Origin of the sequence: Noviherbaspirillum galbum, from assembly GCF_010974945.1 — a bacterium.
Classification (GTDB): domain Bacteria; phylum Pseudomonadota; class Gammaproteobacteria; order Burkholderiales; family Burkholderiaceae_D; genus Noviherbaspirillum; species Noviherbaspirillum galbum.
The window spans coordinates 25428-52333 of the sequence record NZ_JAAIVB010000064.1 but is presented as its reverse complement, the minus strand read 5'-3'; the positions used below and the strand labels follow the sequence as shown (position 1 = coordinate 52333).

At 63.8% G+C, this 26906-nt stretch carries 21 protein-coding genes; 9 read left to right on the top strand and 12 right to left on the bottom strand.

The window, feature by feature from the left end; all coding sequences use genetic code 11:
• Nucleotides 1–43: 43 nt before the first annotated feature.
• Complete coding sequence (locus tag G3574_RS18115; RefSeq protein ID WP_163966272.1) at nt 44–2056, top strand: phage integrase family protein; 2013 nt, start codon at nt 44–46, stop codon at nt 2054–2056.
• Between the two features lie 22 nt (nt 2057–2078).
• Here G3574_RS18115 and G3574_RS18110 read toward each other — a convergent pair whose 3' ends face one another.
• Nucleotides 2079–2489, bottom strand: a complete 411-nt coding sequence (locus G3574_RS18110) for a type 2 periplasmic-binding domain-containing protein (protein ID WP_163966267.1) — start codon at nt 2487–2489, stop codon at nt 2079–2081.
• Nucleotides 2490–3104: 615 nt separating this feature from the next.
• On the opposite strand from G3574_RS18110, the gene G3574_RS18105 reads away from it, so the two are divergent.
• Nucleotides 3105–3929 carry a hypothetical protein gene (locus G3574_RS18105; RefSeq protein ID WP_163966264.1) on the top strand — a complete coding sequence of 275 codons (825 nt, stop codon included), beginning with the start codon at nt 3105–3107 and terminating at the stop codon, nt 3927–3929.
• A 51-nt stretch (nt 3930–3980) separates the two neighbouring features.
• Here G3574_RS18105 and G3574_RS18100 read toward each other — a convergent pair whose 3' ends face one another.
• The 9 genes from G3574_RS18100 to G3574_RS18060 form a co-directional block, all read right to left on the bottom strand.
• Nucleotides 3981–5477 (bottom strand): M81 family metallopeptidase, encoded by a 1497-nt coding sequence (locus G3574_RS18100; RefSeq protein WP_163966261.1) that lies wholly within the window; start codon nt 5475–5477, stop codon nt 3981–3983.
• A gap of 33 nt (nt 5478–5510) precedes the next feature.
• Complete coding sequence (locus G3574_RS18095; RefSeq protein WP_163966258.1) at nt 5511–6767, bottom strand: Zn-dependent hydrolase; 1257 nt, start codon at nt 6765–6767, stop codon at nt 5511–5513.
• On the bottom strand, nt 6764–7492 hold the full coding sequence (locus G3574_RS18090) for an ABC transporter ATP-binding protein (RefSeq protein WP_163966255.1): 729 nt from the start codon (nt 7490–7492) through the stop codon (nt 6764–6766). Before G3574_RS18090 ends, G3574_RS18095 begins: the two co-directional genes overlap by 4 nt.
• Nucleotides 7489–8256: an ABC transporter ATP-binding protein gene (locus G3574_RS18085; protein WP_163966254.1), complete on the bottom strand. Its 768-nt coding sequence runs from the start codon at nt 8254–8256 to the stop codon at nt 7489–7491. The genes G3574_RS18090 and G3574_RS18085 overlap by 4 nt, the downstream gene beginning before the upstream one ends.
• Nucleotides 8253–9248, bottom strand: coding sequence for a branched-chain amino acid ABC transporter permease (locus G3574_RS18080; protein ID WP_163966297.1), 996 nt, complete (start codon nt 9246–9248; stop codon nt 8253–8255). Before G3574_RS18080 ends, G3574_RS18085 begins: the two co-directional genes overlap by 4 nt.
• 9 nt (nt 9249–9257) lie before the next feature.
• The gene (locus G3574_RS18075; protein WP_163966250.1) at nt 9258–10115 is read right to left on the bottom strand and encodes a branched-chain amino acid ABC transporter permease; all 858 of its coding nucleotides are present in this window, start codon (nt 10113–10115) and stop codon (nt 9258–9260) included.
• Nucleotides 10116–10201: 86 nt separating this feature from the next.
• Nucleotides 10202–11395 carry an ABC transporter substrate-binding protein gene (locus G3574_RS18070; RefSeq protein ID WP_163966248.1) on the bottom strand — a complete coding sequence of 398 codons (1194 nt, stop codon included), beginning with the start codon at nt 11393–11395 and terminating at the stop codon, nt 10202–10204.
• A 38-nt stretch (nt 11396–11433) separates the two neighbouring features.
• Nucleotides 11434–12849, bottom strand: coding sequence for an amidase (locus G3574_RS18065; RefSeq protein ID WP_163966245.1), 1416 nt, complete (start codon nt 12847–12849; stop codon nt 11434–11436).
• A 220-nt stretch (nt 12850–13069) separates the two neighbouring features.
• Nucleotides 13070–13990 carry a LysR family transcriptional regulator gene (locus tag G3574_RS18060; RefSeq protein WP_163966242.1) on the bottom strand — a complete coding sequence of 307 codons (921 nt, stop codon included), beginning with the start codon at nt 13988–13990 and terminating at the stop codon, nt 13070–13072.
• 158 nt (nt 13991–14148) lie between these two features.
• Between G3574_RS18060 and G3574_RS18055 the strand changes: the two genes are divergently transcribed.
• The 7 genes from G3574_RS18055 (at nt 14149) to G3574_RS18025 (ending at nt 25036) form a co-directional block, all read left to right on the top strand.
• Nucleotides 14149–15702, top strand: coding sequence for an AMP-binding protein (locus tag G3574_RS18055; RefSeq protein WP_163966240.1), 1554 nt, complete (start codon nt 14149–14151; stop codon nt 15700–15702).
• Nucleotides 15703–15771: 69 nt separating this feature from the next.
• Nucleotides 15772–16935 (top strand): acyl-CoA dehydrogenase family protein, encoded by a 1164-nt coding sequence (locus G3574_RS18050; RefSeq protein WP_163966237.1) that lies wholly within the window; start codon nt 15772–15774, stop codon nt 16933–16935.
• Nucleotides 16936–17032: 97 nt separating this feature from the next.
• Nucleotides 17033–18340, top strand: coding sequence for an MFS transporter (locus tag G3574_RS18045; RefSeq protein ID WP_163966234.1), 1308 nt, complete (start codon nt 17033–17035; stop codon nt 18338–18340).
• Between the two features lie 12 nt (nt 18341–18352).
• Nucleotides 18353–19015: a DUF599 domain-containing protein gene (locus tag G3574_RS18040; RefSeq protein ID WP_163966232.1), complete on the top strand. Its 663-nt coding sequence runs from the start codon at nt 18353–18355 to the stop codon at nt 19013–19015.
• 307 nt (nt 19016–19322) lie between these two features.
• Nucleotides 19323–19481, top strand: coding sequence for a PEP-CTERM sorting domain-containing protein (locus G3574_RS18035; protein WP_163966229.1), 159 nt, complete (start codon nt 19323–19325; stop codon nt 19479–19481).
• A 298-nt stretch (nt 19482–19779) separates the two neighbouring features.
• A complete protein-coding gene (locus G3574_RS18030; RefSeq protein WP_163966227.1) occupies nt 19780–22944 on the top strand; it encodes an SdrD B-like domain-containing protein in 3165 nt (1054 codons plus the stop codon).
• Between the two features lie 289 nt (nt 22945–23233).
• Complete coding sequence (locus G3574_RS18025; protein WP_163966225.1) at nt 23234–25036, top strand: tannase/feruloyl esterase family alpha/beta hydrolase; 1803 nt, start codon at nt 23234–23236, stop codon at nt 25034–25036.
• 228 nt (nt 25037–25264) lie between these two features.
• On the opposite strand, the gene G3574_RS18020 is transcribed toward G3574_RS18025, so the two are convergent.
• Both G3574_RS18020 and ligK read right to left on the bottom strand, forming a co-directional pair.
• Nucleotides 25265–26197: a DUF1932 domain-containing protein gene (locus G3574_RS18020; protein ID WP_163966223.1), complete on the bottom strand. Its 933-nt coding sequence runs from the start codon at nt 26195–26197 to the stop codon at nt 25265–25267.
• 22 nt (nt 26198–26219) lie between these two features.
• A complete protein-coding gene (gene ligK, locus G3574_RS18015; RefSeq protein WP_163966295.1) occupies nt 26220–26903 on the bottom strand; it encodes a 4-carboxy-4-hydroxy-2-oxoadipate aldolase/oxaloacetate decarboxylase in 684 nt (227 codons plus the stop codon).
• Between the last annotated feature and the right edge of the window lie 3 nt (nt 26904–26906).

The window sequence follows — 26906 nt, the reverse complement described above, 5'->3', positions numbered from 1 at the left end:
GCTACTTCTCAAGCATGCCAAACCCGATGGTGGGACGCTAGCCATGAAGCATCCCGCACCTCCTCGCAAATTACATCGCGGCCACATCGCATTCATGCGCGCAGTGGTGCAGGGCCTGGATCCAAGACGAAGCTGGGAACGTTATCTGCAAGGGGAGGGCGAGCATGCCTCCTCGCACCGGATACGGCAGACCATCCGATGGATCCGCGACGAATTTGCCTCCGCCGCGCGTCGTCACGCACGGCATGGCCTGGCGCGCCTCGTCCAGATCGATGCCTCCACGGTGGAAGACTCGCGTCATGTGCCGCCTCTCGCGGACTTCGTGCACGAGCACAATCTGGAAGATTTTTCGGAAGAGGAGCAGCTTTCGCTTTACCGGGAGCGCCATCCCTTCGTCGCGCGCAGTCATGGCCGGCGCGCACGCCTGGTGGCGCGCCAACTGGAGGCACTGGCCTGGTTCGAGCAGCGAAGCGTATCGTCTCCACTGCCCGACGATCCGCTGGCGTCTTGGTTGGCGCCTAACCTCGTGGCTCGACTAGAAGCAGCGGATCTGCACACGCTACGGGCTCTCGTCGAGCGAATCAACCGACGCGAAGGGCGATGGTGGAAAGGAATCGATGGCATCGGTGCCGGCAAAGCCGAGCGCATCGTTGCCTGGTTGCTTGACCACGAAGCGACGACCGGCCTGGTCCTGGGTGCCCGTGTCTGGGCAAGGCAACCAGGCAGTTCGGCCAACCAGCACGGGCAAGCCGATGCGGAGGAGCAGGCCATCGTGCCCTTCGACCGGCTGACCGTTCCGAACCGCCTGGATGGATCGCGCGGAAGCTTGCGGGCCCCGGCGCACCTCTGCGAGATCGGCGCAAGTACCGACCGTGACGCTATCCTGGCCTGGCTGCATGCGCTTCGCCGGTCACCCGGTGTCCAGGCGCCCGACGAGACCGCATGCCGGCAGACAGGCGAGGTCAGCGGCGCCCGCGTGGCGGCCGAAGCGCCGATCACCTTGCCCAGGTCTCACACCTGCCGCGCCTACTTGCGGGAAGCCGAGCGCTTCCTGCTGTGGGCGCTTCATGAGCGTGGAAAGCCTTTGTCGTCGATGACCAGCGAGGATTGCGAGGCATACAAGCAATTCCTCGCCGACCCGCAGCCTGCGGAACGCTGGTGCGGTCACCGAGCGACGCCGCGCCACAGCCCGGGCTGGAAACCATTCGAGGGACCGCTTTCCGTTTCCGCGCAGCGCCATGCAACGACGGTCTTGAAGGCGCTCTTCAACTTCCTGCTCGAGAAGCGTTACATCGTCGCCAACCCCTGGAAGGAAATGGCTGCCAGTACCTCCCGCGCCATTCATCCTTCGCAGCGCAGTTTCACCGAATCACAGTGGGATTTGCTGCAACGCGAAAGCCGCGATCTGCTTCCGACACCGGCCAATGCGCGGTTGTGCATGGCACTGCGGTTACTCCAGGAGACAGGATTGCGCCTGAGCGAAGCAAGCGCCGCGACCGCCGATGACCTTGACCCGGCAAGCGGCGGCACGGCCGTGGCGGCGAATGGCTGGACCCTGCGCGTGCGGGGAACCAACGGCCGGATCAGGCGCATCCCTCTCTCGGACGCCTTGATGGCACAAATTGCCGAGTATCTGGATGCACGCGGCTTGCATGCCGACGTTCGACACGAAAGCAATGCCGGCGCGTTCCTGCTCGGCGGGGCGGGGCAGGGAGGCAGGATCCGCCGCAAGAAGGGCGCCGCCGATAGCGAAGCCGTCCCGACCCAGGAGAATGTCCGGCACGCGAAATCAGGGGTGAGCGCCTCGGTGCTGGCGCGCCAGCTCAAGGCATTTTTTGCCGCGTGCGGCGCATGCATCGCCGAACACGATGAACAGGCCGCCCGGAAGTTCGCAAGCGCCAGCGCACATTGGCTGCGACACACGAACGCGACGCAATCTATCGCCGGCGGCATGCCCATTCCTGTCCTGCAGCGGCGGTTGGGGCATGCGGCGCCATCAACTACTGCGCGGTATTCGCGTCCCGCGCCTGAGCAGCCGAGCCCTCAGGATCGCTGAGCCGGCCGACGAGAAAAACTGGTTACAACAAGCTGTGAATCAGATCCCGCAACGCCTGTACCGCCTCTGCATCGCCCAGTTCGCGGCGCCAGGCCGGAAAATTGACCGTCTCGCTCGCGCCAATCAACTTTGCCGACTTGAGGCTGGCTTCGATCAGGGATTCGGTGAGCAAGCCCTGCGATACCTTGAGAACCAGGAAGGGAGTAAGGCTGCACGACGGCGTCGCCCTGACGAACTGAAGGAGTTCCGCCCAGCGGCTTTCATCGAACTGCAGGGTGCAGATGATGAGATCGCATTCTCCGGCGAGAAGAAAGGACTCGGCATCCTCGACGGTGTGGCAGAAAGTCGTTGAGGCATTCAATGGCTCAAGGACAGCGAGAAACATGTCCCGCACTGCCGGGTTTGCTGCGACGAGGATGTTTTTCCTGTTCATTGGATTCCGGTAACCCCACCATGAGACAGTCACTTCGCGATTGTAACTGTTATGCCAGGGAACTTAGCATCTTGAACAGGACAAAAAAAAACCCGCCGACCTTTCGGTGGCGGGTAAATCCAATTCAAGGAGAGTTGGAGGAGACAGTTCCTACTTTAGTGCGGTGCAACATCAAAGTCCAATTCATTTTCATGATGACCTGATATTCACCAACTCCATAATGGAAAAGCCCGCCTGGCTTGTGGCCGGCGGGCTTTATTGTCTCGTCTCTCGTCCTTGTGTCTGGATTTTTTTGTGAAGCTGCGAAAGCATACAGCGAATGTGCACAAAAATGAAGCATTCATGTGAAATCATTTTTAAGAGTAGCGACATCGGAGCGTCATCATGATTCCCTTGTGAAATTTTTGCCGTCCCGGGCTACTGGACCCGGATAATTGCCCGCAGATCGCGATACGGCTGCTACCTTGAGTCGCGCGCAGGCGCGGTCAAATAATGCAGCCGGCGTCGTGCCGCAGGATCTCAGGCAAGGCTTTCACGCTCAACGAGCGCAAGCGGTGGCCGACACGATCAATGGCAGGCCAAATCTCTTCAAGGAAACGAAAGGCAGCAAGGTAAATGGAAAAGCTGATCGCGCAACTGAACAGGCTTTATCTTCCCCGAGGCGAAATATCCCCCGACGAATTATTGCGTCACCTGCGCGGCGAGCAAACGACCTCGGTCAGCCTGGCGGCGCCGGATCGACACCTGCGCGCCGTGATGATTCCCTTCGACAGAATGGCAAGGAACGACGAGCTCGACCACTGGCATCAGCTATGCGCAGTCGCCAACGTCTTGCACGCCGACCTGGAGTTGCCGACGCCTGCGGTCAGCGTATCGGGCAACAAAGGCTATGGCCTGTGGATGTCCTTCGAGACACCGATGCCCATGGAGCGGGTGAGCCGTTTCCTCGACCTGCTCCGCAAAGCCTACTTTCCAGACATGGCGCTGCCGCCCAATGTCCTCGATGCACCGGTCGAGATTCCTCCCTGCCTGAACCAGCACACCGGCAAATGGGCCGCCTTCATCCATCCGGGAATGGGAGCGTCCTTCGCCGAGGATGCAGGGCTGGAAATGGCGCCGCCGCCGGCCGGACAGGTCGCCTTTCTGGAACACCTTGAAAGCATCGGTTCGGAACGGTTCGCGCAAGCGCTCGACATCCTGCAGCGCGCCATCGATACACATGCGTCCGGCGTCGCGACGAGCACGCCACCGGTCGAGGCGGCCAGCCCTGGCAAGCAGTCAGCCGCTTCAGGTTCAACCCCCGCAGATGATCTCCTGCTCAAGGACGCGACGCTGGAAGACATCGTGCGCTTCCTGCACGCCAGGAACATCGAGCCAACCTTCAGGCACCTGATCCCGCGTCAAGATTCGCACAAGGGTTCGCAGCAAGACGAGCCGTGACCAGCGGGAGGCCGCATAGGAAGAACCCTGCCGGTAGTCTGTCCCGAGCCGTCATGCTCCGGCCACGTCATCAAGCGGATAAACCGGACGGCGCACCTTCTTGAATGAAAACAGCGCATAGTTCGAGCTGGTCGGACCGCCACTGTCGGAGTCGCACTCGACCAAGCCCTTGCCGAGCGGCTCGAACACCGGGCGGCAATACATGCGCGACTTGAGCACCAGGTAGGACTTCTCGGCAGGATTGATGCCGACGCAGGTATAGACGCCGACGTCATAGGGTTCCACCCGCTCCTCCGTCACGACGATCTGGGCGGCGCCGATGTCGAACAGCACCGTGCGTCCCATGTTGACGATGGACCCGGTATAGATCGGCCCGCTGACCCGGAACCGTCCGTCGCCGATCTGCCGCACGATGCCGGTCATCACCGGCGCCTGCTTGGTCAGTCCCAGCGCATCGAGCCGGGTCTTGTTGCCGAGCGCCACGGTCGCCGTGCCGCCCACGCCAACCTTCACCAGTTCGGCGACCGCCTCCGGATCCCATATCGGCCCGGCGGCGATATTCGCGAGGCCTGCGGCCAGCGCGGCCTGCAGCACGTCCATCGTGTCGCAGCTGCCGCCCGACATGACGTTATCGCTATGGTCGAGCAGCAGCACCGGGCCGCTTCCCGGGCCGGCGGCGAGTTCCTTCGCACGCTGCAACGATTGGCTCAATGGCTCGCTGGCATAGACGAAATCGCGGCGCTCATTCCAGATGAGGTCCGCGATGCGGTCCGCCACCGCCTCGGCATGGGCTCGGTCCCGGTTTGCCACGACCACCGCCGAGACGCCGGCATCGTTGAAATCCGCCAGCGAAAAACCGGCCAGCACCGAAACCGCCAGGATGTCAGGTTCGGCTTCCGCAGCCACCGCCGCATTGACCGCGCGCTGCATCGCCGAGGCCGAGGTATTGCTCATCAGCGTGTGCGACAGCAAGGGCAGCTGCCGCCAGGTCATTACGGGGGCGATGCGCTTCTCGAGCATGTCGACCAGCAAGCGGCCCGCATGCGCTCCGGTTTCGTACATGTCGATGTGCGGATAGGTCTTGAAGCTGACGATGATGTCGCAGTTTTCCACCATCTTGCGCGTGACGTTGCCATGCAGGTCGAGCGCGACGCAGATGGGCACGCCGGGAGCCAGTTCCCTGATCCGTTGCAGCAGCGTGCCTTCGCCGTCGTCCGCTTGCCTTGCAACCATCGCGCCGTGCAGGTCGAGCATGATCGCATCGCAGCCTGCCTCGACGGCTTTCAGGATGGCGGCAGAGATGGCCTCATAGGCTTCGGCCTCGACCGTGCCGCTGGGATAGGCCATCGCCGCGACCGGCGTCGTCATGGTCGCTCCCGGAATGGCTTCCGCGATCTCGATGAAGGCGCCCATTGCGGTGCGCGCGCCTTTCTGGTCGCGGTAGGCGTCGCCGTCCCACATCGGATTGAACGCCTCGAGCGGCGTTGCTATCGGCGAGAAGGTATTGGTTTCGTGATTGAAGCGAGCGATAACGAACCTGTATGACATGGCCGTGCTCCTGTCAGGTTGATGGGGCGGCAACTATTTCATGCCGCGCGACGTGGATAGCATGGCCTGCAGCAGCACGTTGGCACCCGCCGCGAGGTGCGCGGGATCCGCGTCTTCGATTTCGTTGTGGCTCACGCCGTCCTTGCACGGCACGAAGATCATGCCGGCCGGCGCGACCCGTGCCGCGTAGATCGCGTCATGGCCAGCGCCCGACACCACATCCATGGTCGAGTAACCCAGCATGGCGGTGGCCGCCCGCACCGCATCGACGCACGTCGGATGAAACGGGCAGGGCGGATAATGAGAGACCTGCTGCAAGGCGATGTCGAGGCCGGTTTCGCGCCGGATGCCTTCGATGTAGTCATGCAGTTCCTGGTTCATGCGGGACAGCAATTCCTCGCTGACGTTGCGCAGGTCGATGGAAAACTTCACCTGGCCCGGGATCACGTTGCGGCTGTTGGGGCTGACCTGCACCATGCCCACGGTACCGCGGCCATAAGGCGGCGTGCGGTTGGCGATGGCCACGACCTCCTGCATGATGCGCAGCGCGACCTGCAGCGCATCCTTGCGTATCGCCATCGGCGTGGGGCCGGCGTGCGACTCGAAGCCCGTGACCACGCAGTCGTACCAGGTGAGGCCGAGCACGGCCGGCACGACGCCGATCACGCGGTCGGCGTTTTCAAGTACCGGGCCCTGTTCGATGTGGGTCTCGAAGTAAGCGCCGATCGGGTGGTCGCCGGGAGTCTCCGGCCCGATGTAGCCGATGCGTGCGAGTTCATCCTTGACCGTCTTGCCGGCGGTGTCGGTCGCGGCATAGGCATGCTCGAGGCTGAACGCGCCGCAAAACACCCCGGAGCCCATCATGACCGGCACGAAGCGCGAGCCTTCCTCGTTGGTCCAGACGACGACCTCGAGCGGCGCCTCGGTCTGGATGCCGTGTTCGTTGAGCGTCCGGACCACCTCCAGGCCGGCCAGCACGCCATAGTTGCCATCGAACTTGCCGCCGGTGGGCTGGGTATCGATATGCGATCCGGTAACGACCGGCGGCAGGGCATCGTTGCGTCCGGGACGGCGCATGAAGATATTGCCGATCCGGTCGACCGTGACCGTCATGCCTTCCTCGCGCGCCCATCCCGTGACCAGATCGCGCCCCTGGCGGTCGAGTTCGGTCAGCGCCAGCCGGCATACACCGCCCTTGGCGGTTGCGCCTATCTTTGCCAGCGTCATCAGGCTTTCCCAGAGGCGCGCCTGGTCGATGCGCAGGGTGTCGAGCGAGAGTTCGGTATTCATTTGTGATCTGCCTGTGGTGTCGGGGTGGAGACATTGACGCCGAGATAGCGGTCCTTGATGGAGTCGTCGGCCAGGAACTCGGCATTGCCCGCGCAATGGACGATGCGGCCCTGCTCGATGATGTAATGCCGGTCGCCGAGCTGAGTGCAGACCGCGAGGTTCTGCTCGACCAGGATGATCGGCATGCCGGCCTTCTTGATCTGCGTGAGCTGCGCCACGATTTCCTCGACGATGACGGGGGCCAGGCCTTCGACCGGCTCATCGAGCATCAGCACCTTGGGATGCGTCATCAGGGCGCGGCCGATCGCCAGCATCTGCTGTTCGCCGCCCGACAGCTGCGAGCCGCCATTCTTGCGCCGTTCCTTCAGCCGGGGGAAGATCCGGTACACGTCGTCGAGCTGCCAGGGAGAATCCTTGCGCGCCGCCATGGTGAGGTTTTCCTCGACGCTGAGCAGCCTGAAGATGCCGCGGTGCTCCGGCACCAGGCAGATGCCCCCGGCCGCGATGCGGTATGCCGGCAGGCCGGCGATGTCCTTGCCCATGAAGCGGATGCTGCCGCCGCGCGGCGCGACGACGCCCACGATGGTCTTGAGTGTGGTGGTCTTGCCGGCGCCGTTGCGGCCGAGCAGCGTCACCAGCTCGCCGGGGCCGACCTCCAGCGACACGCCTTGCAGGATGTGGCTCTTGCCGTAATAGGCGTGTACCTCGCGGACTTCGAGGATCATGCCGCGCCTCCCGTGATCATGCCGCCGAGATAGGCCCGGCGGACGCGTTCATCGTTGCGGATCTCATCGGGCCGCGCTTCCACCAGCACCTGTCCGAGCTGCATGACGGTGATGCGGTCCGAAATGTCCATCACGATGTCCATGTTATGTTCGATCAGGACCACGGCGCATTCGTTGCGCAGGCCGTGGATCAGCCGCTTCATTTCGCCGATGTCGTCGATGCCCATTCCTGATGTCGGCTCGTCGAGGAAAATCACCTTGGGCCGGCCTGCCATCGCCATTCCCACCTCGAGCCGGCGCTGCTGGCCATGCGACAGTTCACCGGCGGGGCGGCTTGCGACCGCGGCCAGGTTCAGGCGCTCGAGCAGCGCTTCCGCCGTGTCGCAGGCAGCGGTCAGTGATTCCGCGTCCCGCCAAAGACGGAAGGCCTGGCCGGGGTGGCGTCCCTGCGCGGCCAGGCGCAGGTTCTCGCGCACGCTCAGGTTCAGGAACAGGCTGGTGACCTGGAAGGAGCGGGCGATGCCCTTGAGCACCCTGCGGTAATCGGGAAGGTGGCCTACCTCTTCCCCGTCCAGCAGGATGTTGCCCTCGGTGATCGGCACCGTCCCCGTCAGGGAATGGAAAAGCGTGGTCTTGCCCGCGCCGTTGGGGCCGATCACGGAATGGACCGTGCCCGGCATGATATCGATCGACACGCCATTGACCGCCGTGAACTTTCCATAGCGCTTGACGATGTTGCGCGCCGAGAGGATGGGGGCGGTCATTGCTTGCCTCCTTCCTTCAGCGCCGCCGGAGGCTGGTCGCCGTGTCCTGGACGCACGATGCCGGCCAGCCGCATGCCCAGTCCCCACAATCCCTTCTGCATGTAGAGGCTGACCGCAATCAGCAGCAGGCCGAGCAACATCAGCCAGCGCGGCCACAGGGTCGAGAGCCAGTCGCCGACCAGGACGTAGAATGCCGCGCCCAGCACCGAGGCGAACAGGTTGCCGGTGCCGCCGAGCACGGTCATGATCAGGATGGATTCGCTTGCGTGGTACTCGATGTTCGAGAGCGGCGCAATGCCGGTCAGCATCGCATGCAGCGCGCCGGCGAGGCCGGTGACCGCGCCGGAGATCACGAACGCGATCAGCTTGAACGATTTGATGTTGTAGCCGATCGCCGCCGCCCTCGCCTCGTTGTCGCGGATGGCAAGCAAGGTGCGGCCGAACACCGAGTCGGCGATGCGCTGCAGCAGCGCGAAGGCGATGAGGAACAGCACCGCGACCACGCCATAGTACTGCCATGGCGTGGCTGTCGGCATCAGCGTGGCCCCTAAAAGCGAGAGCTGCGGCCGGGGGATGTTGAGCAAGCCGTTGTCGCCGCCGGTGATGTTTTTCAGGGTGTAGGCGAGGAAATAGAACATCTGGGCAAAGGCTAGCGTCAGCATCACGAAATACACGCCGCGCTGGCGGATCGAAAACCAGCCCACGACCAGCGCCGCCAGCGCTCCTGCCAGCATGGCGAGCAGGAGCGCGGCCAGCAAGGGCGCCTTCAGGTGCAGCAGCGCCAGGCCGGCGGCATAGCTGCCCAGCCCGAGGAAGATGCCTTGCCCGAAGGACATCAAGCCGGTGTACCCGAGCAGCAGGTTGCAACCTAGGGCAGCCAGCGCGAAGATCAGGACTTCCGTGGCAAGCGAGGCGGAACTCAGGGTTGCCGGCAGCAACAGCACCACGGCGAGCGCGAGCAACAGATAGCGGTAGGTCTTGAGGATCTTCATCATGCCCTTTCAGGTGCGGCCGAACAGGCCGTTCGGACGCAGCAGCATGACCGCCGCCATGGCGACATAGATCATCAGGCGGGCGCCTTCCGGCCAGATGGTGCTCATCAGGCTTTGCACGATGCCCACCAGCAGTCCGCCCGCGAGCGCGCCCCAGAAACTCCCCATGCCGCCGACGACCACCGCGACGAAGGCGATGCCGAGCGCTTCCACGCCCATGAAGGGCTCGACGCCGCGGATGGGCGCCGCCAGCACCCCGGCCAGCCCCGCGGTCAGCGCGCCCAGCGCAAAGACCAGGCTGAAGACCCGGTTGATGTTCAGGCCGAGCAGCGACACCATCTCGGTGGATTCGCTGCCCGCACGGACGATGGCGCCGAGGCGGGTGCCGTCCAGGAGCCACCAGAGCAGCAGCGCCATGGCGGCGGTAAAGCCGATCACGAACAGGCGGTAGGTGGGATAGACGAAATCGCCGAGGATGAACACGCCTTGCAGCTCGGACGGCGGCGCCACATTCTGGCCAAGCGCGCCCCACTGCAAAATGACCGCTTCCTGCAAGACCAGGGCGACCCCGACGGTGAAGATGATGTGGAACTCATGCGGCAGCTGGTAGATGTGGCGCAGCAGCGCCTTTTCGGCCACCCATGCGAAGGCGCCGACCAGCAGGGGAGCGAGCAAGAGCGTCCACCAGAAGTTGAGGCCCATGTCCACGGCCTGGAAGCAGACGTAGGCGCCGATCAGGAAAAAGGCGCCGTGCGCGAAATTCACGAAGCCGAGCAAGCCGAAGACGATGCTCAAGCCCACGGCCATCAGGAAGTAGAGCATGCCGATCCCGATGCCGTTCACGATCTGAAGCAGATAGATGCTCATGCAAGGACAACCATGGAAATGCCCCTTCTCTGAAAAAGCAACCGCGCCAGGCGCGGTTGCGGGCGTGCGTCTTTACTGCGCCAACGTCAGCTCATCTTGCACTGGGTCTTCTCCAGCGGCAGGAAGGATTTTCCGGAAGAGATGATGTCGGCGAAATCCGTCTTGTTGCGCATCTTGCTCTTGCCCTTGCCCTTGAGCAGGTAGTAGTTCTTGATGACCTGGTGGTCGCCCTTGCGGATTTCCTCTGTGCCGGTCAGGCCCTCGTACTTCATGCCCTCCATCGCCGCGATGACCGCCTTGGGATCGGTGCTGTTGGCTTTCGCGATCGCGTCGAGCACGATTTTCGTGCAGATGAAGGAACCGGCCAGGCTGTAGTTCGGATCTTCCTTGAAGGCCGTGTTGGCGAGCTTCACGAATTCCTTGTTGAAGGGCGCGTCGATGGCGTGCCAGTACTGGGCGCCAAAGTACACGTCTTCGCACAGGTCCGCGCCCAGCGACTCGAACTGTTCCAGCCCCGAGGCCCATGCCATCACGATCGTCATGTTCTTCTTCATGCCGAAGCTCACCGCCTGCCGCAAGGTGTCCGAGCTCTGGGTGCTGAAGTTGAGGAGGAGCAGGACGTCGGGCTTGGCGGCGATCGCATTGGTCAGGTAGCCGCTGAACTCCTTCTCTGCGAGCGAGTGATAGCTGTTGCCGACATGCTCAATGCCTTTTTCCTGGAATACCGCCTTGGCGGCACTGAGCAAGCCTTCGCCGAACACGTATTGCGGCGTGATGGTGTACCAGCGCTTCGCCTTCGGCAGCTTCTCGATCAGCGGCCGCACGGTCTGCTCGATGGCGCCGTAGGTCGGAACCGACCAGCGGAAGGTCGACCGGTTGCATTCGCTGCCGGTGAGTTCATCGGCGCCCGCCGTGGTAATGCACACGCCGCCCGCCTTGTCGACTTCCTTGCCGATCGCCAGCGCCTCGGACGACAGGAAACCGCCGAGGAAGAAGCGGGTTCCCTTCTGCTGCGCTTCCTGTACCTTGCGGATCGCCGTGGCCGGCTTGCCTTCGGTGTCGATGACGGTGTAGCTGGCGCTCTTGCCCAGCACCTTTCCGTATTTGTCGATGGCGAGCTTCATGCCCATGTCGGCAAACTTGCCGTTCGCCGCGAACGCGCCGGACATCGGCACCGCGCACCCGAACTGGATCGCATCGGCTTGGGCAGCGGCGACTCCCAGGTAGCCAAGCATGGGTGCGGCGGCGGAATACTTGAGGAAATCGCGTCTGCTAGTCATGTTTTCTCCTTATTGGTCTTCGTCGTTCATCAGTCATGCTAACCAAGCTCCGGCGGCGTGCGCCGGTGCCAGTCCGTCACCTGCTGGAATGCGGCGCCAAGCTGCAGGAGCAGGCCTTCCTGCCACTGCTTCCCGACCAGCTGCACGCCGATCGGCAGGCCGTCTGCGGAGAACCCCGCCGGAAGGCTGATGGCGCAGGTATCCACGTAATTGATCGCGCGGTTGAAGGCGCCCAGCGGCGTGACGTTTTCATCGATGTCTTCCACCGGACAGGCAACGAACGGCAGGGTGGGCGTGAGTAGCGCGTCATAGGGCTGCATCCAGCGGCTGAAGCTTGCGATCGTCTGCTCGCGATGGGCAAGGATGGCCTGGTAGGCGGTGGCATCGACCGCCTTGCCGCCGAGGATGCGCTGGCGCACCCAGGGACCGATAGGCAAGTCCATGTCGTCGATGTAGCCGGCATGCACGTGGTGCGCTTCGGCCGCGATCAGCGTGCCGTTGCGGCGCATCAGGTCCGCGAAGTCGAAGGGCACGTCCACTTGCTCCACCGTCGCGCCGAGCGATTGCAGGGCCCGCACCGCGTTGTCGGTCGCGGCCTGCACGTCCGCCGTCACCTCCCACGGATACTGTTCGGGCCGCATGACGGCAATGCGCAGATGGCGCGCCTGCAGCGGTTCGCCGGACGGAGGCTGGAAGAAAGCAGGATGCGCCAGGGTGCCCGGATCGCGCGGATCGGGTCCGGCCAGGGCAGCGAGCAGCAGGGCGGCATCCTCGGCGGTGCGGGTCATCGGTCCGATCGTGTCGAGGCTGGGCGACAGCGGCACCGTGCCGTACAGGCTGACCAATCCAGAGGTCGTCTTCAGCCCGGTCAGCCCGTTGAACGCGGCGGGGGCCCGGATCGAGCCGCCGGTATCCGATCCGATCGCGGCCGGTGCCAGTCCCGCCGCGACGGCAACCCCGGAGCCGCTGCTCGAGCCGCCCGGCGCGCGGTGACGCCCGCGCATGTCCCAGGGATTGCGCGGCGTTCCCATCAAGGGATTGGAACCCCAGCTGCCGAACGCGAACTCCACCATATGGGTCTTGCCGAGAATGATCATGCCCGCGGCCAGCAAGCGCTCCACGACCGTGCTGGTGACGGTGCTGCGCCGGGACAGCCATGCCTTCGAGCCGGCAGTGGTTACCTGTCCGCGGATGTCGCACAGGTCCTTGACCGCGATCGGCAGGCCGTGCAGGGGCGCCAAGGGGATGCCGCTGCGCCGTTGCAGGTCGGCTGCCTCCGCCTGCAGCAAGGCTGCCTCTTCATGGATGCTCACGTAGGCATTCAAGGCGCTGTTGAACCGGGCAATGCGGCCGAGGAAAGCCTTGGTGAGCTCTACCGATGAATACTCTCGTTCCTGGAGACCGCGGGCCATGTCGGCCAGCGTCGAAAAGGCGATCTGCTGAGGCAGGGTCATGCTTCCATTTCCACGAAATGCGCCTCCTGCGGCGAGGCGCGGCTACGGATGGCGGGCGAAAAAACCAGAAGTAAACAATATGATTCCTTGTCGCAATGGCGGCATTGCGCACGATCAAACCGGAAAGCCGTTTTGCCTGGACCGATTCCGGTGCAGGAATGCAATTGGCGCACTTTCCATCACGGCGAGCGCTAAAGCGGCTTCCGCATGGCGAATGCGCTTATGTCGATTTTCGTAGCCTGGTTTCTGCCGGTGTCAGTTCTTCGGTCAGCAATTGGGACAGGCGCAGCGCCAGCGGCGATTGGTAGGCATGCTTGCGCATCAGCAGGGCGATTTTGCGCTGCAAGGCGGGAAGGTTGACGGGCAGGGGTCCGAGTCCGAGGCGGCGCAGCGGTTCCAGCGACCACGCGCTGCCAAGGCCGAGCATGGACGTGCCGCAGATAAGGCGCGCGCTGTTCATGGTGGTGGCGGTGGTCTCCACGCGGACGTTCAGCGCGGGCAGGCCGGCCTTCTGGAATAGCGCTTCCATCTCCGTCCTCAAGCGCGTATCGCGCGCCGGCAGCAGCCAGGGCTGCGCCCCCAGGTCGTCCAGGTCGAGGGTCGTCCGGCGATGCAAGGGGTGTTCGAGGTCGGCGATGACGTAAAGATTGTCGTCGTACAAATCGATCACTTCCAGGTCGGCGACGGCGGGACGCGGCGAAGGCGCGATGACCAGGTCGAGGTCGCCTTCGACCAGCATCTCGAGAAGGTATTGCATCAGCTTTTCGACAAGGTAAAGACGTGCCGCAGGGCGCTCGACCAGCAGGCGGCGAATGACCGACATGACCTTGTCGTTGTCCAGGCTCGGGCTGAAGCCGACCCGCAGCAAGCCGAGTTCTCCGGTCTTCATCTGGTGCATCTCGCGCATGGCATCGTCGAACTCGATGCGGATGCGATGCGCCCGCAGCAGGAACGCTTCGCCGGCAGCGGTCAGCATGACGCCCTTGGGATGGCGTTCGAACAGCGGCATGCCGGCGAGCGCCTCCAGCCGTGCGATCGCCTTCGTCAGCGCCGGCTGGCTGAGGCCGAGCGCCTCGGCGGCCCGTCCCACGCTGCGGTGCTCCGCGACGGCTTCCAGGTAATCGATGTCGTTGAGATTCATTGCCGGTCTACTGTGTCCTCGTCAGGGATGGATTGCCATCAAGGCCATAACTTCTTTTTATCAGGTTAAACCATTTGGTGCATTGTGTGAATCGCGTGCCGCGCCGACACTGACGCCAGAACAAAGACCCAACCAACCTGGATCCTGGAGGACAGACAATGGATATCTGCAGGCATATCCGCCGCGGCGCGCGCTACTGGCCGCAACAGCCGGCCGTCGTTTGCGGCGCCCGGAGCGTGACCTTCGCGCAACTCGACGAACGCAGCAACCGCCTCGCCAACGCCCTGATCGAACTCGGCCTCAGGAAAGGGGACCGCGTGGCGTTGCAGGCGCGAAACTGTACGCAGCTGGTGGAACTGGAAACGGCCTTGCTCAAGGCGGGCCTCGTCAAGGCCGCGCTCAACGCTCGGTTCACGCCCGCCGAAGCGATGGACGTGGTTTCCAACGCCGCCCCCAAGGCTTTCGTTGCCGGCCCCGGCTTCACGCATTACCGGAAAGGAATGCAGGGCCTCGAATCGGTCGGGCATTTCATCAGCATGGATGGCACCGGCGAAGGCATGCTCGACTACGAAGGCCTGATCGCCGCCGCGCCTGCCAGCGCGGTGAACGTTGCAGTATCGGCGGACGACCTTGCCGTCCTGCATTTTTCATCGGGGTCGACGGGCAAGATCAAGGCGGCCATGCAGACCTTCGGCAATCGCATGGCCTGCATCCGGAAGGTGCTGTTCCGCAACGAAGGCGCGCCGCGTCCGGGCGACCGCATCGCCCTGCTCGGGCCGGTCACCCATGCCAGCGGCATGCTGATGCAGCCTTTCCTGTACGCCGGCGCCACGCTGCATCTCTTCGAGAGGTTCGACCCGGCGGAATTCCTGGCCGCCGTCGAGCAGTTCCGCATCACGCATTCCTTCATGGTGCCCGCGATGATCAATGCACTGCTGCAGGATCCGACGCTCGGCAAGCGCGATCTGTCGAGCCTGCGCCAGCTCACCTATGGCGCCGCCCCGATGGCTCCCGCGCGCATCCGCGAAGCCTGGGATCGCATCGGCCCGGTGCTGGCGCAGGGCTACGGGCTCAGCGAATCGACCTCCGCGATCTGCACGCTGACCACGCGCGACCATGCCGAGGCCTTGCGCAATGCGCCGGATCGCCTCGCCTCCTGCGGACGTTCCTACGGCGAGTCGGAAGTCCGGGTGGTCGATGCGCGCGGCGAAGACGTCCGTGGCGATGACATCGGCGAAATCGTCGTCCGCGGCGACGATGTGTTCAAGGGATATTGGGGCGAACCCGGCCTGAGCGCCGAGGTTCTGGTGGACGGCTGGCTGCGCACCGGCGACCTGGCGCGCATGGACGAGCACGGCTTCATTTACATCGTCGATCGCATGAAGGACATGGTGGTGTCGGGCGGCTTCAACGTCTATCCCACGGAAGTCGAGGCCGCGCTCTACCAGCATCCCGCCGTCTACGAGGCATGCGTGATCGGCGTGCCCGACGAACGCTGGGGCGAAGCCGTGAAGGCGCTGGTCGTGCCGCGTCCCGGGGCCGAGGCGCGGGAGCCTGACCTGATCTCGCATTGCCGCACCCTGCTGGCGGATTACAAGGCGCCGCGCAGCATCGACTTCGTCGCGGCCCTGCCGAAGAACGCGAACGGCAAGATGGCGCGCAAGGAAGTGCGGCAGCCTTACTGGGCAGGCCAGGAACGCATGGTGAACTGACCGGGCGGCGCCCCCCCAACATGCGCCTGGCATCGCTGCGAGCATGCCAGGCGGAACACGAGGAATGACATGAGACACCTGACCACCCCTGTCTACGACGACATCCGCGAGCGCGCGATGCGCTTCATCCGGGAAGAACTGATACCGCTGGAACGCGAAGCCCGCCTCGGGCCGGAAGATCCATGGCCGCGACCGCTGCTGGGCCAGGTCTGGAAGCGCTCCTGCGAGCTGGGCCTGCTCACCGCGGCCATGCCCGAGGAGCTCGGCGGACCCGGCTTGTCGACCGTGGAACTTTGCCTGCTGAAGGCGGAGATCGCCGAGAGCGGCGCCTTGCTCGCCCTGCATGTGCTGGGCGAACTCAGCGGCCCGCCGCGCATCGGCAGCCTGATGCGCTTCGCCACGCCCGACCAGGTCGAGCGCTTCTTCAAGCCGGTCATGCATGGAGACAAGGGCATCTGCTTCGCCATGACCGAACCCCATTCCGGATCGGATGCCGCGAGCATCAAGACCAGCGCGGTACGCGACGGGGACGAACTGGTCATCAACGGCCACAAGCACTTCATCACCGGCAGCCCGTTCGCGGACATCGCCATCGTGATCTGCGTGACCGACCCGGAGGCCGGTCCCAAGGGCATTTCCGCCGTCTTCGTGGACCTCAATGCGCGCGGCGTGCGCGTGGACGAAAGCTGCGTGCCGATGTCCGGGCAGCACATGGACGCCGACATCATCTTCGACAACGTGCGGGTGCCGGTGGCCAACGTCATCGGCGGGTTCGGCAACGGTCTGCGGCTGGGCATGGCGCGCGTCAGTTTCAACCGCCTGCTGCATACGGCGACCATGATCGGCGCCGCGCGCATGGTGTACAAGATGTCGCTCGACTATGCCCGCACGCGGCAGCAGTTCGGCGGACCGATCGCCCGCTTCCAGGCCATACAGCACATGCTTGCCGACATGGCATCGAGCCTCTTCGCCTGCGAGAGCATGATGCTGCACGCCGCGATGAAAGCCGACCTCGGAGAAGAGCTGCGCATGGAAGCTTCCGCCTGCAAGCTGTTCATTTCCGAGCGCTGCTTCGAGATCGCCGACAAGGCGGTGCAGATCCACGGCAACGTCGGCGTGACGCATAACCATCCGGTGGAAATCACTTTCCGCAAGCTGCGGATGATGCGTATCCTTACCGGAACCAGCGAAATCCAGCGCAACACGATCGCGAAGGAAATCCTCCAAGGCTGATTCCCGGCCGGCTTCAAACAACGTGCCCGCATTGGCGCGCCAGACGGCAAGCGGGCTCCAATCGTGATGCAGGGCGGAGATCGTCCAGGAGACAGGAATGCGCAACACCAAGCTTCACTCACCCCAACCGTCGTCTTACCAACCGCTGCGCGCGTGGGCCATGGCCGGCATGCTCGCCGCCATGATGCTGACCAACTTCCTCGACAAGGTCGTCATCGGCCTGGTTGCGGTTCCGATGATGCAGGAACTGCATCTCACGCCAACCGAATTCGGCATCATCGGCGGCAGCTTCTACTGGCTGTTTGCCATCGGCGCGCTGATCGGCGGCTTCGTTTCCAACCGCGTGCCGGCCAGCCGGGTGCTGCTGGTCATCGCGGTTGTCTGGGCCGTGCTGCAACTGCCGCTTGCCGCGTCGGCGTCCTTCCTTACCTTCATCCTTTGCCGGGCGTTGCTGGGCGTGACCGAGGGACCGGCCTCGCCCGTGGCGACGCATGCCTTGTACAAGTGGTTTCCCAACACCAAGCGCAGCCTGCCGGTGGCATTGCTGCATCAGGGCAGTTCCGCCGGCCTCCTGCTCGCGGGACTCGTCATTCCCTTCGTCACCCTGCACTGGGGCTGGCGCGCCAACTTCTACCTGCTTGCCGCGGTGGGGCTGGCATGGTGCGTCATCTGGTTCCTGTTCGGCGAGGAAGGGCAGGTGGAAGAATCGACGCTCGAGCCTGCGCGCGCCGAAGAGCGCATACCCTACCGTCGCCTGCTGAGCGACCCCACCGTCATCGGCAACTTCGTCGCCCACTTCGTGACCCACTGGGTCCTTGCCGCCTCGCTCACCTGGCTCAGCGCCTACCTGCAGAAGGGATTGGGTTACCAGCCCATCGAGGCCGGCCGCATGTTTGCGCTGTTCATCATGATCACCGCGCCGGTGAGTCTAGGCCTTGCATGGCTGTCGCAGCACTTGATGTCGAAGGGCGTCCCCTCTCGCCTGGCGCGCGGCGCCTTCATCGGCGTTGCGCTGATCGTGGCCGGCGTCCTGCATTGCGCGCTCAGCCTCGTCGACATGGGCAATCTCCAGAAATTCATCACGCTCGCCATTGCGGGCGGCATGACGCTGGTGATGAATTCCGTCGGTCCCGCCGTGCTTGGCGAAATCGTGCCGCGTTCCCAGCGCGGCGGCATGCTGGCGATCGGCAATGCCGTGGCGTCGGCCTCCGGGCTTGCGGCGCCGGTCATCATGGGGTGGCTCATCCAGATGTCGGGCAGCCAGGGCGGGCGCGGATACGAGCACGGCTTTTTCGTCGGCGGCCTGCTGCTGACCGCCGGCGGCCTGGTTGCGCTGGCCACGATGAATCCGCAACGATCGGGCCGCAGGCTGTGCCCGCCGGTTGCCGAGGCCTCTGCCGCATGAAGTTCCGCCGCCATGAGCCGTGATGCGCTCGCGCTGCTGGCCAGCGCGCTCATGGTCGCCGCCTATGCGGTGCGTGCGTTCGCGAGCTTGCGGCGCGACTCGGCGGCCACGGTGCAAGGCATCAGCCGCCATGCGCGCCTGCTGTGGGTGAAGAATGTCATGCATGACAAGGGGAAGGACGTCATGGCGGTGCAGACCTTGCGCAACTACGTCATGGCGGCCACCTTCAAGGCGTCGACCGCGGCAATCCTGATCATGGGAACGCTGACCTTGTCGGTGCAGGCCGGCCGGTTCGGGCTGAATACCGGCTTGCGCCTGCATGACCTGCCCGATCCCTGGTGGACGGCCAAGATAGCGGGCCTGCTGGCCATGCTGACCCTGGCATTCTTCTCCTTTGCCATGGTGATACGCAATCTCAACCATGTCGTGTTCATGATCGGCCTTCGCGTGGAAGACGCGACGGGCGTGCTGGCTCCCGAGCGGATCGCATACCGGCTTAACCAGGCGGGAAACCTGTACACGCTGGGCATGCGGGCCATCTTCATGACGGTGCCCATGGTCTTCTGGCTGCTCGGGCCGGGTTTCCTGCTTGCTGCCACCGCGGCTGTCATCGCTGTGTTTCATCTGCTCGACAAGCCCCTGGCTCCCGACCTTATTTCCAACGCCCGCGACTGACACTTGATCTCGATGCGAAGGATGCATCGAAGCGCCTCGGCAATCCCCGGTCGGTGCGATGCCTGGTGTCATGAATCTTTACACTTTCAAGCCCGGCGGAAAGAGTCGCCTCCGGCTCCTCATAAAAATCCCTTGTGTATCAGATGTTTACAAAAAAGGACGAAATCTGGTCCGGCTATTGCTATAGACCGCCGCTGCAAGGACGCGTAGTCGGGGATGCCATTTCATCGTTCAACAGAAGCGGCGGACCTGGTCCTTGTCAGGAAAAACTTCGTCAATTTTCATGTCAGCACCTAGGAGATTCACCATGCGTACCGTCATTGCCCTTTCCGTCCTCGCCACGCTGTCCTCTGCCGCATTCGCAGTCGATTCCGGCCCGGTCTTCACCGTCCCCGAGCCGGACAGCCTGGCGCTGCTGGGCATTGCCCTGGTTGGCATGCTCGCCACGCGCTGGAAGCGAAAGTAAGAGAAGCCAGGGTTGCAGCTGCCGCGCAGGGCAGGGTGCATGCGGATCGGCCTGATGCGATCCGGAACCCCGCAGCCGGCAGCTGACTACGCCCGCCGGGACGGCGCCGCCACGCTTTGAAGCATCCTGCTCTGGCGGGCGGATGCTGTCCAGGTGAGCACACAAGAAAACCACGAGCGCCTGACAACATTCCGGCGGCGAGCCGCGCCGATTTTTCGCCGATGTCTTTCCGATTTTTTGGCAACGACGCACTCCGGCGGCATGCTGCCAGGCGCTCCGATAAAAACCAGGGAGCACCATGTCTCAACCAACAGGGACGTTCAAAATCTACAATCCTTACGGCGTCAATGCCGCATCGGACGATCAGCTCGGAGGCTGGCCTTGGGACACCGTTCCCGCCATCACGCCTCAAAACTCGCAGGAGAGCCTGCGCAGCTACTTCGATATCTACATGACGGGGTCTTCCCTGGGCGGATACGCCAACACCTGGTATGACGCCTGGTGCATGAACCCGAATGTATCGATCACGGGCGGCTACGCAGCCAACATACTCAACAACAATCCCGCGATCGCGTCGCCGACCTACACCGCGACGCTGTACTCGAGCTACCAGCTCAACCTGCTGCCTTCCTACATTCCGACCGGCGCCACTTCGTCCGATCCCTCGAAGCTGGACGAGATCAACTGGCTGCTCAACCAGTCCTCCGCCTCCCTCGGCAGCCAGGTAGGCGCCACCGTCAACTACGGCGAAAGACAGGTCGCCATGTGGCACCTGCTGGGCTATACCAACGATTCGGTATGGAATTCGGGATACACCTTGTTGTCCCTGACGAAGGACGGCGCCATCGATGGCAACGTCGTCAACTCCCTGGTGACATTGGCCGATGCCCATGACGGCTTCGTCCCCGCCGCGGGCCAGACCCTGGGCGTCATCCTCGACCTCGGCCCCAACTACCAGCCCCTCATCCTCCACACGCAGGCATCCACGCTCGCGGGTACGGTGTATCACGACAAGGACAACAGCGGCAGCTTCAGTACCGGCGACGCGGGCCTGGTCAACGTCACGCTGACGCTGAAGGATGGCAGCGGCAACGTGGTCGGCACCACCGTGACCGACAGTTCCGGCCACTACAGCTTCGACGGACTGATGGCCGGCACCTACACCATCATCGAGACGCAGCCGGCAGGCTTCATCGACAACAAGGAAACGCTGGGCAGCCAGGGAGGCACGGCGAATCCCGGCGGCGCCAATGACGTCATCCTGGCCACGCTGGGCGTCGGCGTCAACGGCGTGAGCAACAACTTTGGCGAACTCCAGCCGGCGAGCCTCGGCGACCGGCTGTGGATCGACGCCAACGGCAACGGCAAGCAGGATGCCGGGGAAGCTGGAATCCCGGGACACATCGTGACCCTGATCGGCGGCGGCGCCGACGGCGTCATCGGCACGGCGGACGATACCACCCAGACCGTCACCACCGGCGCCGACGGCATCTACCAATTCACGAACCTCACGCCTGGCCAGCAATACCAGGTCGTGTTCGGCGACATTCCCGCCGGCACGGTCTTCACCACGGCCGACGTGGGCGGCAACGGCAACGACCTCATCGATTCCGACGCCGCGCCGGCCACCGGCAAGACGCCAATCGCTACCCTGGCGCAGGGTGAAAACAACACGACCCTCGATGCCGGCGTCTATACTCCGGCCAAGCTTTCCGGCTACGTCTACCAGGATCTGGGCAACGATGGCGTGCGCAACAGCGAGCCCGGCATTGGCGGAGTGACCTTGACGCTCACCGGCACCGATGGCGCCGGCAATGCGGTCACCCTCGCAACAACCACCGACGGCAACGGCTACTACCACTTCGATAATCTTGCGCCCGGCACCTACCAGGTCGTCGAGACGCAGCCGGCCAGCTACCTCGACGGCAAGGACACCGCCGGCAGCGCAGGCGGGAACACCTCGACCAACGACGTCATCAGCCAGATCTCGCTTGCCAGCGGCACCAACAGCATCGAGAACAACTTTGGCGAACTTCTCCCTTCGGGAAACATCGCGCTGGACAAGACCGTACGCATCGACCACGTCGATTGCCCGGCGGGCGTCATCGGCAGCGGCAGCGACGCCAATCCCGCCATGCCGGGCGTGCAGCCGGCGTCGGGAGTCAACCTGGGCGCATTGACCGAGTACCTGTTCTACTTCGGCAATGGCAGCACCGATGCGAACTGGCAGGGCGCGACCAAGGGCTTCGTCGGCGACGTGGCGGTGAATGGCATCCTCGCCAGCGAGCGCACATCGGGAGGCGTGCCGTACGCGGGCACGATCTTCACCAACGATGCTACGCTCGGCGCGTGGCAGGGCATCGTCAATCAGAACGCAGGCCAGGCTTCCGCGCAATACAACCAGACATCGCTGATTTCGGGATTGCAGGGCGACCTCGTGAATGCCCTCCACCAGATCAACGGCCTTGGTGCTACGCCCACCTCGACCTTCAACGGCACTGCCTATAACTTCTCCAGCATTTCCTCGACGGCGCTGAACGGCCTGAATACGCAGGATGGCGTCAACGAAACCATCGTCATCAACGTCACCTCCGACCTGCAGGTATCGAAGCTGATCAACATCACGGGCGATGCCGGCGACGTCTTCATCCTTCGCTGGGACACCGATGCCAACCCCGCGAATGGCTACCAGGGACAGGTGAAGTTCCAGAGCGGCGGCGGCATCAATCCTCTGGGTGGGCTGACGGCCGGCAGCTTCATCAATGCAGCCGGCGACATCAACGCATCGGGCGGCGGCTCCACTCCCTCCGGGCTGTCGGGTGCATTGTCGCAAATCAAAGCCATCGACGGCGGGCAGGCCGTGGCGGGCGGCGGCTTCTTTACGGGCTACTGGCTGACCACAGGTGCGCCGACGACGTATGATGCTTCGACCGGTCTCTGGGTCGGCGCGACTGCTCCGCTCAGCAACGGAATCTTCGTCGGAGGATGGTATTCGCTGGCGACGAAATTCAGCATGACTTCCGGCACCAGCGGCGTTCATGTCTGTCCGGATGCCTGCACGGTAGAAGTCAGCTCCCAGGTGGACAATCCCTTCAACCCGAATAACATTGGCAGCGGCAGCGGCAGCGCCAGCGGGACGATCGATGATCTCGTGACTTATACCTACAAGGTCACCAACACCGGGTCCGTCGCGCTCACCAACGTCGTCGTGCGCGACGACAACGCAACGCCTCAAAACGCCGCCGATGATTTCACCGCCACTGCTGTCATGGCGAACGGATATCACGTCGGCGACACCAACCAGAACGGAAGCCTCGACCCGAACGAATCGTGGTATTACCAGGCAAAGGACTATGCGTGCCACAGTGGTGACTTCACGAACATCGCGTCGGTCACGGCGACGGAAGTCGGCATTGTCGGGTCGGTGACTGCCAGCGCGCAGGCGGCCGTGCACATCGCTTGATCGGGCGCTGCGGCACGGATTGAAGGATGGCGGCCCGCTAGGGCCGCCATCTCGACCGGCACGTTGCGGGCAGTCCGATACCGCAGTTGGTCAGTGTCTTTCCTCAGAGCGCGACGATCAGCCGCGGCGCGCATTCATCATGATCCGCCTTCGCGACTTGCCGAGGACACCGCTTCCCCGTTGTTCAGTCAATAAGCAAATTGAAACGAGCGGAATAGTTAAACGCAACCCTCTCCAAATCCAATTGACCATACTGGCCTGGCATTTTCAACAATTGGAAGGAGACCAAATGAAACACTCTCGTCCGCGCGGCGCGTTCGCACGGGTTCAACAACGTGCGGCATCCCTGCTCACGTTTTCCATCGTGTGCGTCAGTGCCACTTTGATTGCCGCTTGCAGCGGCGGTGGAAGCACGACAACCGGCACCGGCAGCGCCACAGACAACTCTACCGTTACCAGTACCGCAACCGCGCTTACCGTCGTCAAGGCCGCGGTCGATTGCTCGCAGCTTGCATCGGTCGATGTCAGCGACATCGGCGGCACCGGCAGCAAGATCACTTCCGCGACCGTGAGCACGGCAACGGTCGATGGCACCACGGTGAGCTACTGCAACGTGAAAGGCGTGCTGGCCCCCGCCAACAACTTCCAGGTGGCCTTGCCGGTCAGTACATGGACGCAGCGCTTCGCCGCGCTTGGCTGCGGCGGCCTGTGCGGCAGCCTCAGGGACGCAACGAGCCAGGCCAATTTCAGCTTCAGCTACAAGTGCCCGCTCGTCCAGCAAGGCGGCTTCGTGACCGCCACCACCGACATGGGCCACCAGGGCAACGGCACGGACTGGACCACAGACATCCAGAAGCAGGCCGACTTCGCATACCGCGGCCAGCACATCACCACGCTCGCGGCCAAGAAGCTGATCAAGGCCTACTATGGACAAGCGCAGAAGTACTCCTACTTCATCGGCTGCTCCGATGGCGGCCGCGAAGCCTTGATGGCGGCGCAGCGTTATCCGGCGGACTACAACGGCATCGTCGCCGGCGCGCCCGCGGCCCACTTCCAGATCCAGAATTCCGTCTTCCACGGCTGGAGCGTGGTGGCCAACAGCACCACGGGCAACAGCAGCGGCAACGCGATTCTTTACCCGGACAAGATCGCCCTGCTGCACAAGGCCGTGGTGGCCGCTTGTGCCGACACGCCGGACGGCCTCATCTCCGATCCGCGCGCATGCAATTTCAATCCGGCATCCATCGAATGCCCGGTTGGCGCAACCGATACCAGCAAGTGCCTGACTTCTGCCGAAGTCGACGCGGCGTCGAAGATCTATGGCGGCCCGACGGATGCCAGCACGAGCGCGCCGATGCAGGCCGGCCGCCCGCTGCTGGGTTCTGAAGTCAACTGGCCCGGCGTGGAAGCCCCGGGCACCGGCACTGCGGCGGGAACGCCCGTTCCGGTCACCACCGGCATCTTCAGCTACAACATCGTTGCCGGCGCCTATAACCTGATCTTTACCGGCAGCCCAACCATGCCGACGATCGATACCTTCGGCTACAGCGACAGCAATTTCTACGCGACCTACCTGGCGGCGAATCATCTGCTGAACGACGCGACGAATCCCGATCTGTCCGCGTTCCAGAAAGGCGGCGGCAAGCTGATCCTGTGGCACGGGCTCGCCGACCAGCATATTTCTCCCCGCTATACGATCGCTTATTACGAGGCAATGCAGAACCAGATGGGACAGGCCGTTGTCGATCAGTTCAGCCGCATGTATCTCGTTCCCGGCGTGGGCCACTGCGGCGGCGGCGAAGGACTGGCGAACATCGATCTCGTCAGCCAGGTCACCGCCTGGGTCGAGAAAGACGCGGCGCCCGCATCGGTCGTCACCTACAGGACGGATACCGCGGGCACGGTGACCGCATCGCGTCCCGTATATCCATACCCGGCCGTGGCTAGGTATACCGGAAACGGCGACTGGCATGACGCCGCGAACTACACCAGCGGCTCGCCCCTGTATAACGTACGCACGCCGTCCTGGCCCGGTTCGATCTTCTACACGCCGTATGCACCGAAGCAGCAGGGCGTAGCGACGCCGTCCTGAGCGGCTTGCACGAACCGGCCCTCCGGTCGAAGCGGGATTGCCCATGCGGCAATCCCGCTTTTTGTTTTGGAACGAAGAAGGCAAATGCGCGGCATCGATTGAAGTCGCGCCCGGCAAAGCAACGTCCAGAAAAGATAACGCCTCCAAGGCGGAGGCGTTATCTTGATCGAGGATTCTGCGCAATATAGTGGGCAGGCGCGGAGCAGGCGCTCCGCCGTATGCTACGGGTCAGTCCTGCGGATCCTGCTTCTCCTTCGTCCGTGCAAGGATCTTGTCCGAGGCGTCGCGCCAGTCCGCCAAGGTCTTGCCAATTGCCGCACGTGGGCCGAACAAACCTTCATCCGACAGATCCGCGACCCAGTCCTGGCGTTGCGCCGTGCCCGATGCCGACCACGGCGCGAGGCCGGCATCTTCCACCGTGCGCGCCACCTCGCGCATTTCTTCCGCCCGCCGGCGTCCATGTTCGATCACGCGTTGGAAGAAGTAGGTTCCCTGCCTTTCCCAGTCCATGCCGGGAAATGTTTCCCGCAAGGAAGCGATTACCGCATCTTCCACGCCATATGCGCGGGCCGTGGTGAAGCTTTCGATCACCATCGCTTCCAGGCCCTTGATCATCACGCTGCGGCACATCTTCACTGCCGATGCGACGCCCGTTTCCTCCGACGCTACCTTGCTGGCGAAGCCGATCGCGTTGAGCAGGGGATGCAGCGCGGCGGCGTGGGGTCCGCCGAGCAGGAGCGGCACGCGCTGGCGATAGGGCGGCACCGAGGTCATCACCGCGCCTTCGACATACCGTCCGCCGCTGGCCGCAATGACTTGCGCCGCCTCGCGCTTGGCGTTCGGCGACGCGGAATTAAAATCAAGAAAGAAGGCCGCCTCTCGCATTCCCGGGGCGCATTCCCGGGCAACCGTCACTGCCTGGCTTGCCGTCACCGCCGACACCACGAGGTCGGCGCCGGCCGCGAGTTCGGCCGCGCTGGAGGCCAAGGACACGCCCTGCGCCGCCGCATGCGCCTGCAGCGCCTCTCCGGCCGCCTTGCCCAGCTTGACATCGAACGCGCTGACCGTAATGCCTTGCGCGCGCAAGTCTTCCGCCAGAATGCGGCCGACTTCGCCATAGCCCAACAGGCCGACCTTCCACTGCCCGGGATTGTTTTCCATGTTTTCCGCCAATCTGCGCAGTTCAGTCGATGTATTTCAGGCCGGCCGCTTCGAGCGGGCCGCGCATGTCGTACATGTCCAGGCCCAGCACGCCGGCGGCAAGCTTCGCCCGCTTCTCGCCTTCGAGGTCTTCGCGCTTCTGCGCGATACCGGCCACGCGCTGCGCATCGGCGGCGGGCACGACGACGACGCCATCGTCATCGGCAACGATCGCGTCTCCGGCATTGATCAAAGCGCCGGCGCACAGCACCGGGATATTGACCGACCCCAGCGTGGCCTTGATCGTTCCCTTGGCGCTGACGGTCTTGCTCCACACCGGAAACCCCATTTCCTTGAGCACCCGGACGTCGCGCACGCCGGCATCAATGATCAATGCCTTCGCGCCGCGCGCCATGAAGCTGGTGGCAAGCAGGTCGCCGAAATAACCGTCGGTGCACTCGGCGGTAATGGCAGCCACCACCACGTCGCCGGGCTGGATCTGCTCGGCCGCAACGTGCATCATCCAGTTGTCGCCGGGGTGCAGCAGGACCGTGACCGCGGTGCCGGATACTTGCGCGCCGGGATAGATGGGCCGCATGTATGGCTTCAACAGGCCGACGCGGCCCATGGCCTCGTGCACCGTGGCGCTGCCGAACTTGCCGAGCTGCTCGACCGCGGCTTTGTCCGCACGCACGATGCTGCGCTTGACGACGCCGAGCTGGTTTATCGG